Origin of the sequence: Nocardia otitidiscaviarum NBRC 14405 (genome assembly GCF_000308635.1) — a bacterium.
GTDB classification, from domain to species: Bacteria; Actinomycetota; Actinomycetes; order Mycobacteriales; family Mycobacteriaceae; genus Nocardia; species Nocardia otitidiscaviarum.
Genome location: NZ_BAGD01000265.1, coordinates 1 through 14965 on the forward strand (window position 1 = coordinate 1; position 14965 = coordinate 14965).

13 protein-coding genes and 2 pseudogenes are annotated in these 14965 nt (G+C 69.4%); 12 read left to right on the top strand and 3 right to left on the bottom strand.

Annotated features, from left to right (window positions below; genetic code table 11):
- From ON31_RS29770 to ON31_RS29790, 5 genes and pseudogenes are all read left to right on the top strand, one after another.
- Positions 1-188 (top strand): annotated as a pseudogene (locus ON31_RS29770) (glycosyltransferase); the annotation flags it as partial.
- Positions 185-904, top strand: coding sequence for a TIGR04282 family arsenosugar biosynthesis glycosyltransferase (locus ON31_RS29775; protein ID WP_370450486.1), 720 nt, complete (start codon positions 185-187; stop codon positions 902-904). The pseudogene ON31_RS29770 and the gene ON31_RS29775, both read left to right, overlap by 4 nt.
- Positions 905-1140: 236 nt before the next feature.
- Entirely contained in the window at positions 1141-2238 is a 1098-nt protein-coding gene (locus ON31_RS29780) for a molybdopterin-dependent oxidoreductase (protein ID WP_039818449.1), read from the top strand.
- The gene (locus ON31_RS36350) at positions 2235-2660 is read left to right on the top strand and encodes a hypothetical protein (RefSeq protein WP_039818438.1); all 426 of its coding nucleotides are present in this window, start codon (positions 2235-2237) and stop codon (positions 2658-2660) included. Before ON31_RS29780 ends, ON31_RS36350 begins: the two co-directional genes overlap by 4 nt.
- 6 nt (positions 2661-2666) lie before the next feature.
- The gene (locus tag ON31_RS29790; RefSeq protein ID WP_029928839.1) at positions 2667-3371 is read left to right on the top strand and encodes a flavodoxin family protein; all 705 of its coding nucleotides are present in this window, start codon (positions 2667-2669) and stop codon (positions 3369-3371) included.
- Between the two features lie 11 nt (positions 3372-3382).
- Here ON31_RS29790 and ON31_RS29795 read toward each other — a convergent pair whose 3' ends face one another.
- A complete protein-coding gene (locus ON31_RS29795) occupies positions 3383-4903 on the bottom strand; it encodes a multicopper oxidase family protein (protein ID WP_039818439.1) in 1521 nt (506 codons plus the stop codon).
- A gap of 137 nt (positions 4904-5040) precedes the next feature.
- Here ON31_RS29795 and ON31_RS29800 point away from each other — a divergent pair, with 137 nt between their 5' ends.
- Complete coding sequence (locus ON31_RS29800; protein WP_039818440.1) at positions 5041-6207, top strand: low temperature requirement protein A; 1167 nt, start codon at positions 5041-5043, stop codon at positions 6205-6207.
- 190 nt (positions 6208-6397) lie between these two features.
- On the opposite strand, the gene ON31_RS29805 is transcribed toward ON31_RS29800, so the two are convergent.
- On the bottom strand, positions 6398-7117 hold the full coding sequence (locus ON31_RS29805) for a DsbA family oxidoreductase (protein ID WP_039818441.1): 720 nt from the start codon (positions 7115-7117) through the stop codon (positions 6398-6400).
- A gap of 233 nt (positions 7118-7350) precedes the next feature.
- Between ON31_RS29805 and ON31_RS29810 the strand changes: the two genes are divergently transcribed.
- From ON31_RS29810 to ON31_RS29825, 4 genes and pseudogenes are all read left to right on the top strand, one after another.
- Positions 7351-8520 (top strand): NAD(P)/FAD-dependent oxidoreductase, encoded by a 1170-nt coding sequence (locus ON31_RS29810; protein ID WP_039818442.1) that lies wholly within the window; start codon positions 7351-7353, stop codon positions 8518-8520.
- A 10-nt stretch (positions 8521-8530) separates the two neighbouring features.
- On the top strand, positions 8531-9430 hold the full coding sequence (locus ON31_RS29815) for an RNA polymerase sigma-70 factor (RefSeq protein WP_039818443.1): 900 nt from the start codon (positions 8531-8533) through the stop codon (positions 9428-9430).
- A gap of 39 nt (positions 9431-9469) precedes the next feature.
- Complete coding sequence (locus tag ON31_RS29820) at positions 9470-10099, top strand: DNA-3-methyladenine glycosylase (RefSeq protein ID WP_029928834.1); 630 nt, start codon at positions 9470-9472, stop codon at positions 10097-10099.
- Positions 10100-10186: 87 nt separating this feature from the next.
- Positions 10187-10639: pseudogene (locus ON31_RS29825) on the top strand (Clp protease N-terminal domain-containing protein); the annotation flags it as partial.
- Between the two features lie 90 nt (positions 10640-10729).
- Here the strand turns inward: ON31_RS29825 and ON31_RS29830 are convergent.
- On the bottom strand, positions 10730-12244 hold the full coding sequence (locus ON31_RS29830) for a 2-isopropylmalate synthase (RefSeq protein WP_081592830.1): 1515 nt from the start codon (positions 12242-12244) through the stop codon (positions 10730-10732).
- A gap of 210 nt (positions 12245-12454) precedes the next feature.
- Here ON31_RS29830 and ON31_RS29835 point away from each other — a divergent pair, with 210 nt between their 5' ends.
- Together ON31_RS29835 and tyrS are read left to right on the top strand one after the other, a co-directional pair.
- On the top strand, positions 12455-13132 hold the full coding sequence (locus ON31_RS29835) for a FadR/GntR family transcriptional regulator (protein ID WP_039818446.1): 678 nt from the start codon (positions 12455-12457) through the stop codon (positions 13130-13132).
- A 179-nt stretch (positions 13133-13311) separates the two neighbouring features.
- Positions 13312-14592: a tyrosine--tRNA ligase gene (gene tyrS, locus ON31_RS29840; RefSeq protein ID WP_039818447.1), complete on the top strand. Its 1281-nt coding sequence runs from the start codon at positions 13312-13314 to the stop codon at positions 14590-14592.
- Positions 14593-14965 lie beyond the last annotated feature (373 nt).

The window sequence follows — 14965 nt, forward strand, 5'->3', positions numbered from 1 at the left end:
TCGCCCTCGGCCCACTGCACCCGCGCTCCGGCTACCCGCTGGCACTGCTGGTGGCCGCGGCCGGGGCGGGCTGGTCACTCATCGAACGCGATATCGCCTACCGCCCCCGAACCCACGGCGTCTCGAAGGTCTCCGGCTCGGTGCGCGGCACCCTACGAGCCATTCGCGACTTCTGGAGCGTCCGATGACACCGCAGCAGAACCCGATGACCGCACCGATGGCCGAGCAGCTGCCCGCGACCCTGCTCGTGGTGGCGAAAGCGCCCATCGCTGGCTTCGCCAAAACCCGCCTCACCCCGCCCCTGACACCGCACGAGGGTGCGCGCCTGGCCGCCGCAGCCCTGCTGGACACCCTCGACGCCATGCGCGCCGCAGCGGTCCGGCACCGGGTGGTCGCGTGGACGGGCGACCTGGCGGCGGCCGAGGCGGCCGACGATATCGGTCGCGCGCTGGCCGATTTCACCGTGGTGCCGCAGCGCGGCCACGGCTTCGCCGAGCGCCTGGCCCACGCCCACGCCGACGCCGCTCGCTTCGGCCTGCCGATCGTGCAGATCGGCATGGACACCCCGCAGGTCACCCCGGAACTGCTGACCGGCGCGGCGGCTCGGCTCACCGGTCCCGCCGACGCGGTGTTCGGGCCCGCCGCCGACGGCGGCTGGTGGGCGCTGGGCTGGACCGACCCGTGGGCCGCCCCCGCCCTCGCCGAGGTGCCCATGTCCACCGCCCGCACCGGCGCACTCACCCGAGACCTGCTGCACCGCAGCCACTACCGCGTCCACGACCTGCCCGTACTCAATGACGTCGACACCTACGCCGACGCCCTCCAGGTCGCCGCCGACGCACACGGCCGCTTCGGCACGGCCATGCGCCGGCACCGTACGGCGCACCCGGAACTCGTCCCATGACCACCCCGGAGCCACCGGACGATCCGGCACCCGGACACGACCCGACCCGCGATCGGGCCGGGCGGGTCGAGAACCGCGATCCGCAGGCCCCGGGCGGTGATCGGGCCGATCGCGCCGAGAACCGTGAGCCGCACAGCCTGAGCGGCGACCTGACCGATCGCGCCGCGTCGGCGGTTTCGACCACGCCCGCAGGAGGGCCGAGGCAGCTGCTGCTGCCCGCCGCCATCGCACGCCGGATGTCGCCCGCGCGTGGCCCGGAGGTGGCCGCGCGCGTCGGAATCGCCTTGGGCACCGCGATACTCATCTGCTTCGCCACCGGCCTGCTGAGCCACTGGATCCAGCATCCGCCGCAGTGGTTCGTCTGGCCCGCGTACCCGGTCTGGCTCTACCGCATCACCCAGGGCACCCACGTCGTCTCCGGTGTCGTCGCCATTCCGCTGCTGCTGGTCAAGCTCTGGTCGGTGTACCCGCGCCTGTTCGCCCGCCCGCTGCTGGGCAATCCGGTGCGCGCCCTGGAGCGGGGGTCGATCGCGGTGCTGGTGGGTGCGGTGATCTTCCAGCTCGTCACCGGACTGTTCAATACCGCGCAGAACTATCCGTGGCGGTTCTTCTTCACCACCACGCACTACGCCATGGCCTATATCGCCGTCGGTGCGCTCGCCGTGCACCTGGCGGTGAAACTGCCGGTGATCCGCGCGGCCCTGCGAGGTCGCACCGACAGCGAAATCCCGGCAGGCCAGGGCATCTCGCGCCGCACGCTGCTGGGTGCCGCCGCTGTCGCCGCCCTGGCGGCGGGCCTGTCGACGGCGGGCCAGACGGTGCCGTACCTGCGCCGCATCGCCGTCCTCGCCCCGCGCAGCGGCCATGGACCCCAGGGCGTTCCGATCAATCGCACCGCCGTGGAGGCAGGGGTGGAGCAACACGCCACCGCCGCCGACTACACCCTCACCGTCGCCGTCGGCGAGCGCCGTCGCACCTTCACCCGGGCGGAACTGGCGGCCTTGCCGCAGCACACCGCCGATCTGCCGATCGCCTGTGTGGAGGGCTGGAGCGCCACCGCCCGCTGGTCCGGGGTGCGCCTGCGCGACCTGCTCGCCGCGGTCGGCGAATACCGAGGCGGCAGCGTGCGATTCACCTCGCTGGAGGACAGCGGCATCTACCGCACCTCGGTGCTGCCGCGCCCGCACGTGGTCGCCGCCGACACCCTGGTCGGCCTCCGCATCGGCGACGCCGATCTGAATCTCGACCACGGCTACCCGTGCCGCCTCATCGCCCCCAATCGCCCCGGCGTCCTCCAGACCAAATGGCTGTCCCGTATCGAGGAGTTGCCGTGACCCCGATCCGCGTACTGCTCGTGCTGCTCGGCCTGTGGCTGGCGGCGCTGGGCATCACCGACCTGCTGGCAATGAGCCGCACCGACATGATCTCGATCGTATTCTGGTTCGCGGGCGGCATTCTCGTCCACGACGCGGTCTTCGCGCCGCTGTGCGCGGTCATCGGCACCGCGGGCCGTCGAGTGCTGCCGCCGCGCGCCTGGGCTCCGGCCGCGTGTGGTGCGGTCGCTACCGTCACCCTGCTGCTCATCGCCGTGCCGGTACTCGCACCCGGCGGCGCCAATGCCGATAATCCCACCATTCGCGACCGGCCCTATCTGCTCGGGCTTGCCCTCGCCCTGGTCACCGTCTGGACCCTGGTCGCTCTGGCCACGGTCACCGTCCACCGCAGCCGACCCAACCGCGGCACACTCGAAAGGTAGCCAGCCATGCCCGATTTCAGCGACCTGCGCGCCCTGTTCATCAACTGCACGCTGAAACGCTCCCCGGAACGCAGCAATACGCAGGGGATCATCGACCTGTCGGCGCACATCATGGCGAAGAACGGCGTCAGCGTCTCCCACATCCGCGCCGTCGACCACGATATCGCCACCGGCGTCTGGCCGGATATGACCGAGCACGGCTGGGCGACCGACGCCTGGCCCGCCCTGCAACGGCAGGTCATGGACGCCCATATTCTGGTGCTCGCGGGGCCGATCTGGTTGGGCGACAACAGTTCCGTCATGAAGCAGGTGATCGAGCGGCTCTATGCCAACTCCAGCGTGCTCAACGACGCCGGACAGTACGCCTACTACGGGCGGGTCGGCGGCTGCCTCATCACCGGCAACGAGGACGGCATCAAACACTGTGCCATGAACGTGCTCTACAGCCTCCAGCACATCGGCTACAGCATCCCGCCGCAGGCCGACGCGGGCTGGATCGGCGAAGCCGGGCCCGGACCGTCCTACCTGGACCCGGGTTCCGGCGGCCCGGACAACGACTTCACCAACCGCAACACCACCTTCATGACGTGGAATCTCATGCACCTGGCCCGCATTCTGGTGGACGCGGGCGGCTTCCCGGCGCACGGCAACCAGCGCAGCGAATGGGATGCGGGCTGCCGCTTCGACTTCGAGAATCCCGAATACCGCTGAGCGGTCACCGCTCAGTGTCCACCGTGGCGCGGCGGCGTCCCGGCGGACCCGCCCGGTTCGACCACCACGAACTGCCCCATCATGCCCAGATCCTCGTGCCAGAGCAGATGGCAGTGGTACATGTAGGGCGTATCCGGATCGGCGGGCCCGTCGAAACGCAGGGCGAGCCGCACGGTCGCGCCCGGCGCGATGTACACGGTGTCCTTCGGCCCGCGCAGGGCTGCGGGCGGTGGTGAACCGTTCACCGTCAGCACCCGGAACTGCACGTCGTGCACATGAAAGTTGTGCGGCATGCCGTCGGTATTGCGCACCGTCCAGATCTCGGTGGTGCCCCGGGTGACGGTCTCGTCGATCCGATCCATATCCATGGGCCTGCCGTTGATCTGGGTGAACTGAAGATCGAAGGTGCGCTCCCGCACGGCATTCGAGCCGTCGGGGGTCTGCGCGGGCACCAGTGCTTCGGGCACCCCGGGTGCGGGGCGCAGGGTTTCGGCGGCCCGCAACTCGAGGATGTCGAAGCGGTCGTCGCCGCCGGCGAAGCGCTGTCCGAAGAAGTCCAGCCCGGCGTCGAAGGGGTAGCCCCGCAGCACCGCCCGTTCGGCGGGTCGCATCCGCACCACGATCTCGGCCCGCTCACCCGGTGACAGCTGGACCCGGTTCAGCTCGACCGGTCGTTCCAACAGTCCACCGTCGGAGCCGACCAGCGCGAACGGCCGGTCGTCGGCGAACCCGAAGTTGTAGACGCGGGCCGTGGAGGCATTGAGCAGACGCAGCCGGATCAGCTCGTCGCCCACCTCGCGATACGGCGACAGCGTGCCGTTGACCATGATCCGGTCCCCGAGAAACCCGACGTCCCGGAACATCTGGTGGGTCCCGTTCAGCTCGCCGCCGCGAAAACGCACGTCCTGCACGATGATCGGCAGATCGTTCACCCCGTAGTCGCGCGGCAGCGCCAACCCGTCGGCTGCGTCGTCGTCGAGAATGAACATGCCCGCCAGCCCGCGACGCACATGGGATTCGGTCTCCCCGTGCGGATGCGGGTGGTACCAGAGCGTCGCCGCGGGCTGATCGACCAGCCAGTGCGGTGTCCACGTCGCCCCGGCCGCCACCGGCTGATGCGGCCCGCCGTCCATCTCCGCCGGCAGGTGCATACCGTGCCAATGCACCGACGACCGCTCCGGCAGTGAGTTGCGCACGGTCACCCGCACCTGCTCACCGCGCCGCGCCCGCAGTGTCGGACCGAGATGATCGCCATTGAACCCCCATGTCGGCGTGACCACGCCCGGTTCGAATTCGCGCTGCCCCGAACGCATCTCGAGTTCGAAGACCCGAGTGCCATCGGTGTCGACCCGGGACGGCGCGAGCGGTGGTATCACGAGTTCGCGGTCGAAGTCCACCGTGCCGACGGTGGAGATGTCCGCCGTGGAGTACACCCAGGCGAATCCGCCCGCGACCGAGACGATGATGACCACGAGAACCGCCGCGCCGCCGACGAGTATCCGCCGCATGCGCGACCTGCGTACCGATGACATCCCTCGAAGCTAGAAAACAGCAGGTAGACGCCACATCCGGCAAAGCCCGGAGATCGCCCCCGAACCCACCCTGAAATCGCGCGTCATGCCCCGCGGGTCAGCGGGCGGCAGCGCGCTGATCGCTCTACTCTCGCCGGGTGAGCAGTACGCATCCCACCGAAGCCGCCGACGGCGGACAGCTCCGCGTCTCCACCCTGGAGCTGTTCTTCGACCTGGTCTTCGTCTTCACCATCATCCAGCTCTCGCACGTCTACACCCACCACCCGGGCTGGGTGGAATTCGGTCAGGTGGCCTTGATGTTCGGCGTCATCTGGTGGATGTACTCCGGGTACGTGTGGCTCACCAACGAGGTCGCGCCGAGTACGTCGGTGCGGCGCACCTGGCTCATGGTGGGCATGTTCGGCTTCCTCGTCATCGCCCTCGCCGTTCCCGAGGCGTTCCACGGTTCCGGGCTGGCCTTCGGGCTGGGCTATCTGCTCGTGAATACGGTGCACACCGGGCTGTTCTATTCGAACGGGGGCGCCTCGGTCACCCCGGCGGTGGTGCGCTTGGCCGCGTTCAACGGCCTCTCGGCCGGACTCGTGGTGGCGGGCGGGCTGATTCACGGCTGGCCGCGCTACGCACTGTGGGCGCTGGCGATACTGGTGCAGATCGTCACGCCGTACCTCATCGATACGAGCGGATTCGTGATCCGGGCCAGCCACTTCTGTGAGCGGCACGGACTGGTCGTGATCATCGCGATCGGAGAGTCCATTCTCGCGGTGGGCTCGGGTCTGGCCGGGCTGGACCTCACCCTCGGCCTGGCCGGAATGGTCGCGCTCGCACTGACTCTCGCGTATGTGCTGTGGTGGGCCTTCTTCGGGTTCGACGACGAGCGCGGGGAACAGGTGCTGGGTGCGCTGCCCGCGGCCGCACGGCCCCGTGCCGCGGTGCTGGCCTACGGTTACGCGCTGATTCCGCTCGTGATCGGCATCGTGATGACCGCCGCCGGACTGCAATTGAGCATCGGCGAGGGCGGTGCGCGGCTGCCCGCCGCGGCGGCGCTGGCGCTGTCGGGCGGGGTGGCGCTGTTCTTCGTGGGGCAGTGGGCGTTTCGGCTGGTGCTCGGCCTGCCGCGGCCGTGGTGGCGGTTGATCGCGGCGTTGGCCACGGTGGCTACCGCCGGCGTCGGGGCGGTGTGGGTGGCGTGGGCGCAGCTCGTGGCGCTGATCCTGGTCGCCTACGGTTTCGTCATCGCCGACGATATCGTCGGCGTGCGCGGGGGAGAGCACAGTCGCTATCTGCCGTCCAGCCCCCAAAAGTAGTGAAACGCTTCAGCTTCTAACCGGCGTCGGGGTGGGCTATGGTCGGCCCGGTACGACTTTCGGGGTGTCGGGTCACCGGGCATCTCGTCCCGCCGCACGCCACCGCGCGCAGGGCGTCGCGGCACGCGCGGTCGGTCGCCGATGCGGGGCGGCCGGCCGCGCCCCCACCCGGATCACCCGCTTCTGCGACTCAATCCCGCTGCGGCACAGCGCATCCGTCGGGGCCGCAGGCATCCGCGCCGTCCAGCACCTCGAGTCGCGGCTGTCGCTCGCTCCACGCCCGCTCCAGCGCCTGCGCGAACACCTCGGGCGGCTGGGCGCCCGATACGCCGTAGGTGCGGTCGAAGACGAAGAACGGCACGCCGCGCGCACCCAGCCGGGCAGCCTCGGCCTCATCGGCGCGCACCGCCTCGGCGTACGCGTCCGGGTCGGCGAGTACCGCGCGTACCCGGTCCTCGTCGAAACCCGCGCCCACCGCCACCGACACCAGGCGCTCGGTATCGCCGAACAACGGCCGCGCATCCGCGAAATTGGCCTCGTAGAGCGCGTCCAGCAGCGCTTCCTGCCGGCCCTGCGCCAGCGCGAAGTGCAGCAGCCGGTGCATATCGAAGCTGCTGCCGAAATCGCGCCCCTCGGTCCGATAGGTCAACCCCACCGCCTCGGCCTGCGTTCCGATACCTCGCTCATTGGCCGCGGCCTGTGCCTCGCTGATGCCGTACTTCTTCGCGATGTACGGAATCACCGCATCGCTGTGCCCCCTGTCCAGGGTGGGGTCCAGTTCGAAGGACCGGTGCACCACCCGTACCTGGTCGCGATGCGGGAAGTCGTGCAGTGCCTCCTCGAACCGCCGCTTGCCCAGATAGCAGAACGGGCAGTTGATATCGGTCCAGACCTCGACCTGTACGGCCATCACACCTCATTCCAACGATTCGGCGCGGACGCCGATCACCGCCCGCGAGTGCCGCGGCACCGCTCTGGTGCAACAGGGTGACCAGCGCGAATGTTCCATGGTCCGCGTCACTCCGGCACCCGCGCACGGCCTTCCCGGTGAAGTGATGTGGGTCACAATCGCGGACTGTCACGTTCTCGGAGGCTGCCCTGTCCCATGGGCGACAGCGAAGAACGAGTACATGTGAGGCAGATATGAACCACGACAAGATCCACGAGGTCGTCATTCTGGGAGCGGGCTACACCGGCATGCTCACCGCCGCCCGACTGGCGCGGCGCACACGACGGCTGCCGGTGCGAATCACGCTCGTCAACCCGTCGGCGCGCTTCACCGAGCGACTGCGCATGCACCAGGTCGCCGCCGGACAGGAATTGGCGCACCGCTCGATTCCCACGGTGCTCGACGGCTCCGGCGTAGTGTTCCGGCAGGCCGCCGCGACCGCCATCGATCCGACCGCGCGGACGGTCACCCTCGACGACGGCGCCACCCTCGGCTACGACACCCTCGTCTACGCCCTGGGCAGCAGCACCGACACCGCGCTGGTGCCGGGTGCCGACGAACACGCGTGGACCCTCGACGATCCCCGGCGGGCACACCGGTTCTCCCGGCGCCTCGCGGAGGTGGCCGCGACCGGTGGCACCGTGACCGTCTGCGGCGGCGGGCTCACCGGCATCGAGGCGGCCACCGAGATCGCGGAAAGCCACCCCGGGCTCACCGTCACCCTGGTGACCGACAGCCGACCCGGATCGATGATGGGGGAGCGCGCACGGGCCCACCTCGAGCGCGCCATGGACCGGCTCGGCATCGTCCGCCGGGTGGGCGTGCGCGCCACCAAGGTGCTGCCCGAGGCGGTATGCCTGGACACCGGCGAACACGTCGGCTCCGACCTCACCCTGTGGACCACCGGTGTCCGGGTTCCGCCGCTGGCCGCACGCGCGGGCGTCGAGACCGACGCCCGCGGGCGCATCGTCACCGACGCCACCCTGCGCTCGGTCTCCCATCCGGAGATCCACGCCGTCGGTGACGCGGCCGCGGTCCGCATGCCCTGGGGCACACTGCACGGCACCTGCCAGAGCGGAATGCCCACCGCCGCCTACACCGCCGACGCCATCACCCGGTTGTTGCGGGCGAAGCCGCTGCGGCACTTCCGGTTCGGCTACTTCCACCAGCCGCTCAGCCTGGGCCGCAAGGACGCGGTCATCCAGTTCGTCCGGGCCGACGACACCCCCGGACGCTGGTACCTGCGCGGCCGGGCGGCGGTGTTCTACAAGGACAGCGTGAGCAGCAGCCCGATCCCGCTCATCACGATGAGCAAGCGCCTGCCGGTCGCGGTGAAACTGTCCCGAGGCGTGCGCGCCGGGTGAGGATGAGGACATGTGGGACGAGACACCCGACACGGCGGCCGCCGACCCCTTCGTCGAACACCGCCGTCTGCTGTTCGGCACCGCCTACCGGATGCTCGGCAGCGTCGCCGACGCCGAGGACATCCTCCAGGACGCCTGGTTGAAATGGCATGCGGTGGATCGAGATTCGGTCGAACATCCGAAGTCCTACCTGGTGCGGACCGTCACCAACCTGTCGCTGAACCGTCTCACCTCCGCCCGCGCCACCCGCGAGACCTATATCGGCCCGTGGCTGCCCGAACCCCTGCTCACCGGCCCGGATTCGGCCGCCGAGGAGACCGAGACGGCCGACAGCGTATCGACGGCCATGCTGGTGGTCCTGGAGACACTCAGCCCGGTCGAGCGCGCGGTCTTCGTGCTGCGCGAGGTGTTCGGCTACTCGCACGGCGAGATCGCCGGATTCCTGGACCGGCCGGAGGCCACCGTCCGCCAGATCGGGCACCGGGCGCGCGGGCACGTCCGATCCCGCCGCCCCCGCTTCGACACCGATACCGCGGCGCGCTCCCGGGTCACCGACCGCTTCCTGGCGGCCTGCCGCGGCGGCGATGTCAATGCGCTCATGGAACTGCTGGCCCCGGAGGTCACCCTGTGGAACGACGGCGGCGGCAAGGTCACCGCCGCGCGCCGACCGCTGCACGGACCCGACCACGTCGCCCGCTGGCTGCTGGGCGTCCTGGCCAAACCCGTACTCACCGGCATCACGCTCGAAACCGTGGTCGTCAACGGCGAACTGAGCATTGTCGGCAGGCTCGGTGACCATCCGGTGGGCGTCATCACCTTCGACATCCTCGACGGGCACATCCGGCACCTGCGCTTCCAGGTCAACCCCGACAAACTCGCTGGTCTCCATCCGTCCGGCGGGGATCACTAGCGGCGGCGACCCGGCGAGATCACGCATCGGGAAGAATGGATGCCCGTGAGCGCCGCAGAACTCGCCGTGGAACCCCTGTCCGCCGCCCGGCGACTGCTCGGTGCGACACTGTGGTCCGGTCCGGTGGCACTGCGCCTGGTCGAGGTCGAAGCCTACGGCAGCGACCCGTCCGGACCGTGGCCCGACCCGGCCGCGCATTCGTATCCCGGGCCCACCCCGCGCAACACCATCATGTTCGGGCCGGCCGGAATGCTGTACGTCTATCTCAGCTACGGCATGCACACCTGCGTGAACGTCACCACCGGTCCCGACGGCACGGCCAGTGCCGTTCTGCTGCGCGCCGGTGAGATCACCGCCGGACACGAGCAGGCGCGGGCCCGCCGCCCCGCCGCCCGCACCGACGCCGCCCTGGCGCGGGGTCCCGGCAATCTCGGCAGCGCGCTCGGAATCGCCTTGGCCGACTACGGAACTCCGCTCTTCGATCCCGCATCGCCGATCCGTCTCGAACTCGGTCCGGAACTCACCGACCCCTCCGTCATCGGCGTCGGCCCGCGTGTCGGTGTCAGTGTCGCCGCCGATCAGCCGTGGCGGCTGTGGCTGCGCGACTCCCCGGCGGTCTCGGCCTACCGGCGCAGCCCGCGCGCTCCGCGACTCGACCGCCCGGCCTGATCGCGCGCCGAACCCGAGAGGTTTCGCCCCCGATACGGTCACGCACGGACTACCGTGGAATCGAACCCACACCCCACAGGCGGTTCCATGTTCGAACGATTCAGTGACAACACCCGCCGCGTCATCGTGCTGTCCCAGGAGGAAGCCCGGCTGCTCGGGCACAACTACATCGGCACCGAGCACATCCTGCTCGGTCTGACGGCCGAGCCGGACGGGACCACCGCGGCGCTGCTCGCCGACCTCGGCATCGAACTTTCCGCCCTGCGCGAACGCGTCGCGACCATGATCGGCACCTCCGAGGGCGAGCCCAGCGGCCACATTCCCTTCACACCGCGCGCCAAGAAGGTGCTGGAGCTGTCGCTGCGCGAGGCATTGCTGCTGCGCCACAGCACCATCGCCCCCGAACACCTGCTGCTCGCCCTCGTCCGGGAGGGGGAGGGCGTCGCCGCGCAGATCCTCGTCGCGGAGGGTGCCGACGCCGACCGGGTGCGCAAGGCGGTACTCGCGCACTTCGGCGGCGCCGGACCCGCCCCCCGCGAGCTGCCGCCGCCCGCCGAACGGGAACTGCGACAGCGGATCACGGCACTGGAGAGCCGCGTCGCCGACCTGGAGCGGCGACTCGGCGACACCTCATCCGGTGATGCCGGAGCCTGAGACGGCCGCTTCCCGAGCCGGGGCCATCCGCACCACCCACCGCACCCCGGCCGCGGTCCGGTACTCCCGGTAGGTGACCGTCACCGACTCGGTGCCGCGATCGATGTGCTGGCGTGATTCCGACAGCACTTCCGCGTCCGGTCCCGGCGGCGACACCTCGACATACACCCGCGTGAACAGCTCCCACAGCTGTTGCGCCGACACCTCGGCCCCACTGTCGTCGCTGTGCCGCTGCACATGTCTCGCGAAATCGATCTGCAACCGGCGCGGCGGTTCCAGCCCGTATCCGGTGTGCAGCAGATAGGCGATCCCGCCCTTGCCCGATTGCGAGTTGACCCGGATGACCGCGTCGTAGGACCGCCCCACATCGGCCGGATCGATCGGCAGATACGGTACCTCCCAGGCGATATCGCGCTCCGAGCTGCCGAGCCGCGCGGCCCGCTCGCGATGTGCGGCGAAGCCCTTCCGAATCGCGTCCTGATGGGTTCCGGAGAAGGCCGTGTACACCAGATCCCCGGCGTACGGGTGCCGTTCGTGCACCGGTATCCGCGTGCAGTACTCCACTGTGCGGCGGACCGCGTCGATATCGGAGAAGTCGATCATCGGATCCACGCCCTGCGCATGCAGATTCAGCGCCAGCGTCGCCAGATCCACATTGCCCGTGCGTTCGCCGTTGCCGAATACGCAGCCCTCCACCCGCTGCGCCCCGGCCAGTACCGCCAACTCCGCGCAGGCCACACCGGTACCGCGGTCGTTGTGCGGATGCACCGACAGGATCACCCCGTCGCGGCGCGCCAGATTCCGGTGCATGTACTCGATCTGGTCGGCGTACACATTCGGCGTCGCCACCTCCACCGTCGCGGGCAGATTGACGGTGACCGGCCGCTGCGGGCCGGCGTCCCACAGCGTGGTCATCCGGTCGCACACCTCCAGCGCGAAATCCGGTTCCGTCAGCATGAAGACCTCGGGGGAGAACTGGAATCGCACATTCGGCATGGCGTCGGCCAGTTCCAGGATGTCGCGCCCGCCCGCGACGATCCTGTCCGCCAACTCCGTACGCGAGCTGCCCAGGACCACATCGCGCCAGGTCGGCGCGGTGGCGGTATACATGTGGACGACAACCTGATTGGGTATGCCGCGAATCGACTCCATCGTGTGCTCGATGAGGTCGCGCCGCGCCGGGGTGAACACGACGATGGTGACATCCGCCGGGGCCACCGCCTGGTCGGCGAGCAGACGCACGAATTCGAAATCGGTGCGGGAGGCACTCGGGTAGCCGACCTCGATCTCCTTGTAGCCCATGGTGATCAGCAGTTCGAAGAATCGGCGTTTGCGTGCCGGATCCATGGGCTCGGCCAGTGCCTGATTGCCGTCGCGCAGATCGACCGGCACCCACAGCGGGGCGGCGGTGAGGCGGTTCGACGGCCAGTGCCGATCGGTCAGTGGAACCGAAACACGCTGATACACATCGCGATACCGGTGCGACGGCATGGCCGAGGGCTGCTGGCGGTTCCAGATCGGGGGAGTGGGCATGTGCTGTACTTCCTTCGCGTCGGTGAGACGACCGGCACGGCACAGCGACCCGCGAGCGGGGTGCCGGTCGATCAGACCCCGCCGCGGCGGCGAAGGAGAAGCAGGGCACCCGTATGCATGCGGCCTACACTAGAGCCCGATAACTCCTCAGACAAGTAGAGAGGTGGGATACCCGTGTCGCAGGTACAGCGGCATCCCCTCGCCGCACAGGCTGCCGAGGTGTTGCTGAGTCACATCCGCGCGGGTCGGTGGGCGCTCGGACACAAACTGCCCGGGGAAACCACCCTGGCCGCGCAGCTCGGAGTGGGGCGCTCCACCCTGCGCGAAGCGATTCGCGAGCTCTCCGGCCGCGGCGTCCTCGAAAGCCGCCAGGGCGCGGGCGTTTTCGTCACCGCGCTGGATGTGACCGAGGATTGGGACACCGTGCTGCGCCGCGCCGACATCGTCACCGTCATCGAGGCGCGCATCGCCATCGAAACCGAGGCCGCCGCCCTGGCCGCGAGCCGACGCACCCCCGCCGACCTCCGCGCGCTGTGGCGGACACTGAGCGCCCGCGCCGAAGCCGGGGCCACGGCCGAACGGCTCGTGGACGCCGACACCGACTTCCACCGCACGGTCGTCACCGCCGCCCACAACGACATCCTGACCCAGTTGTTCGACGCCTTCGTGCCGCGACTGCGCCGGGCCATGGTCGAGATGCTGCGCATCCGGCCGGTGGCCGACGCTCGCGCCGACAACCGTGCCCATGAAGAACTGGTGGAAGCCATTCGAGCCCGCGATGCGACGGCCGCCGCCACCGCCAGCCGCGCTCATCTGACCGCTCTCGCGGCGGCCTTCGTCGACTAGCTCGGGAACCGAACGGTTCCGTCTCCTGGCGGGTACACCCCGGAAACTCGCTGGCCGTCCCGGCCGCCGTCGCGCACACTCGGCGGCAGACCCGGCGCGCATGCGCACGCCCGGGGCCGATTCCCGAATGGCAGACCTCTGCGCAGGTCTCCGGTATCCGTGCGGAAAGATGGGGTGACGTGAGCGGCGACATCATCGATGAACTGACCTGGCGCGGACTGATCGCACAGTCCACCGACCTGGACGCCCTGCGTGCGGACCTGGCGAAGGGCCCGCTGACCCTCTATGCCGGATTCGACCCGACCGCGGCCTCCCTGCACGCCGGGCACCTGGTCCCGCTGCTGACCCTGAAGCGCTTCCAGCAGGCCGGGCACCGCCCGATCGTGCTGGCGGGCGGTGCCACCGGGCTGATCGGCGACCCCCGCGATGTCGGCGAGCGCACCATGAACTCCACCGACACCGTGGCCGAGTGGGCCGGCCGCATCCGCTCCCAGCTGGAGCGCTTCGTCGATCTCGACGATTCGCCCACCGGTGCCATCATCGCCAACAACATGGACTGGACCGGCCCGCTGAGCGCCGTCGCCTTCCTGCGCGATATCGGCAAACACTTCTCGATCAACGTCATGCTGGCCCGCGATACCGTCAAGCGGCGGCTCGAATCCGACGGCATGTCCTACACCGAGTTCAGCTACATGCTGCTGCAGGCCAACGACTTCGTGCAGCTGCGCCGCAACTACGGCTGTCGCCTGCAGGTCGGCGGCTCCGATCAGTGGGGCAACATCATCGCGGGCGTGGAGCTCAACCGCCGCGTGGACAGCGAATCCGTCCATGCCCTGACCACCCCGCTGGTCACCTCGGCCGACGGCAAGAAGTTCGGCAAGTCGACCGGCGGTGGCAGCCTGTGGCTGGATCCGGAGATGACCAGCCCGTACGCCTGGTACCAGTACTTCGTGAACACCGCCGACGCCGATGTGGTGCGCTACCTGCGCTGGTTCACCTTCCTCACCAAGGAGGAGCTGGACGAGCTGGAGCAGGCCACGGTCGAGCGCCCGCACGCCCGCGAGGCGCAGCGTCGCCTGGCCGCGGAGATGACCACGCTGGTGCACGGTGAGGAGCACACGCGCGCGGTCCAGCTCGCCAGCCAGGCCCTGTTCGGTCGCGGCGAACTGCGTGAACTCGACGAGTCCACGCTGGCCGCGGCGCTGACCGAGGCAGCGGTCGAGGGCAAGGTCGCCGAGGCCGACGGCACCGCCACCATCGTGGACCTGCTGGTCGCCTCCGGTCTGTGCGAGAGCCGCGGCGCGGCGCGGCGCGCGGTCAACGAGGGCGGAGCGTCGGTGAACAACGAGCGTGTGTCCGATCTGGAGTGGACGCCCGCGGAGGGCGACTACCTGCATGGACGCTGGCTGGTGCTGCGGCGCGGCAAGAAGAACTTCGCGGGAGTTCGTCGAGCGGGCTGAACGAAGGGGGTGGGACACGGTCCCGCCCCCTTCTCCGTTATGCGCGGAAGAGATCGCCGAGAGCTGGGTCACAAACTCGTGGCCCAACCCGGCGATCTTGTCGTTTCGGGGCTTCACGACCTGCGTAAACACCTTCGCGACCAGGCGATTTGACGTTCCGTTTTCCGCCACGTAACTTATTCCAGGTCAGAGCGACACGGACACCGACCGGGACCGAAACCCCAGCTCAGAGCAGGGAATACGGGATCGGAGAACGAGGTTGGACGAGGAGCGCCTGACGTGAACACTCCAGTCCAAAACTGGTACTTGACTCCGAGGGGTTAGGTGGTTAGGCTGGAAAAGTTGCCTCGCTGGACAATCGATCAGATCGGTT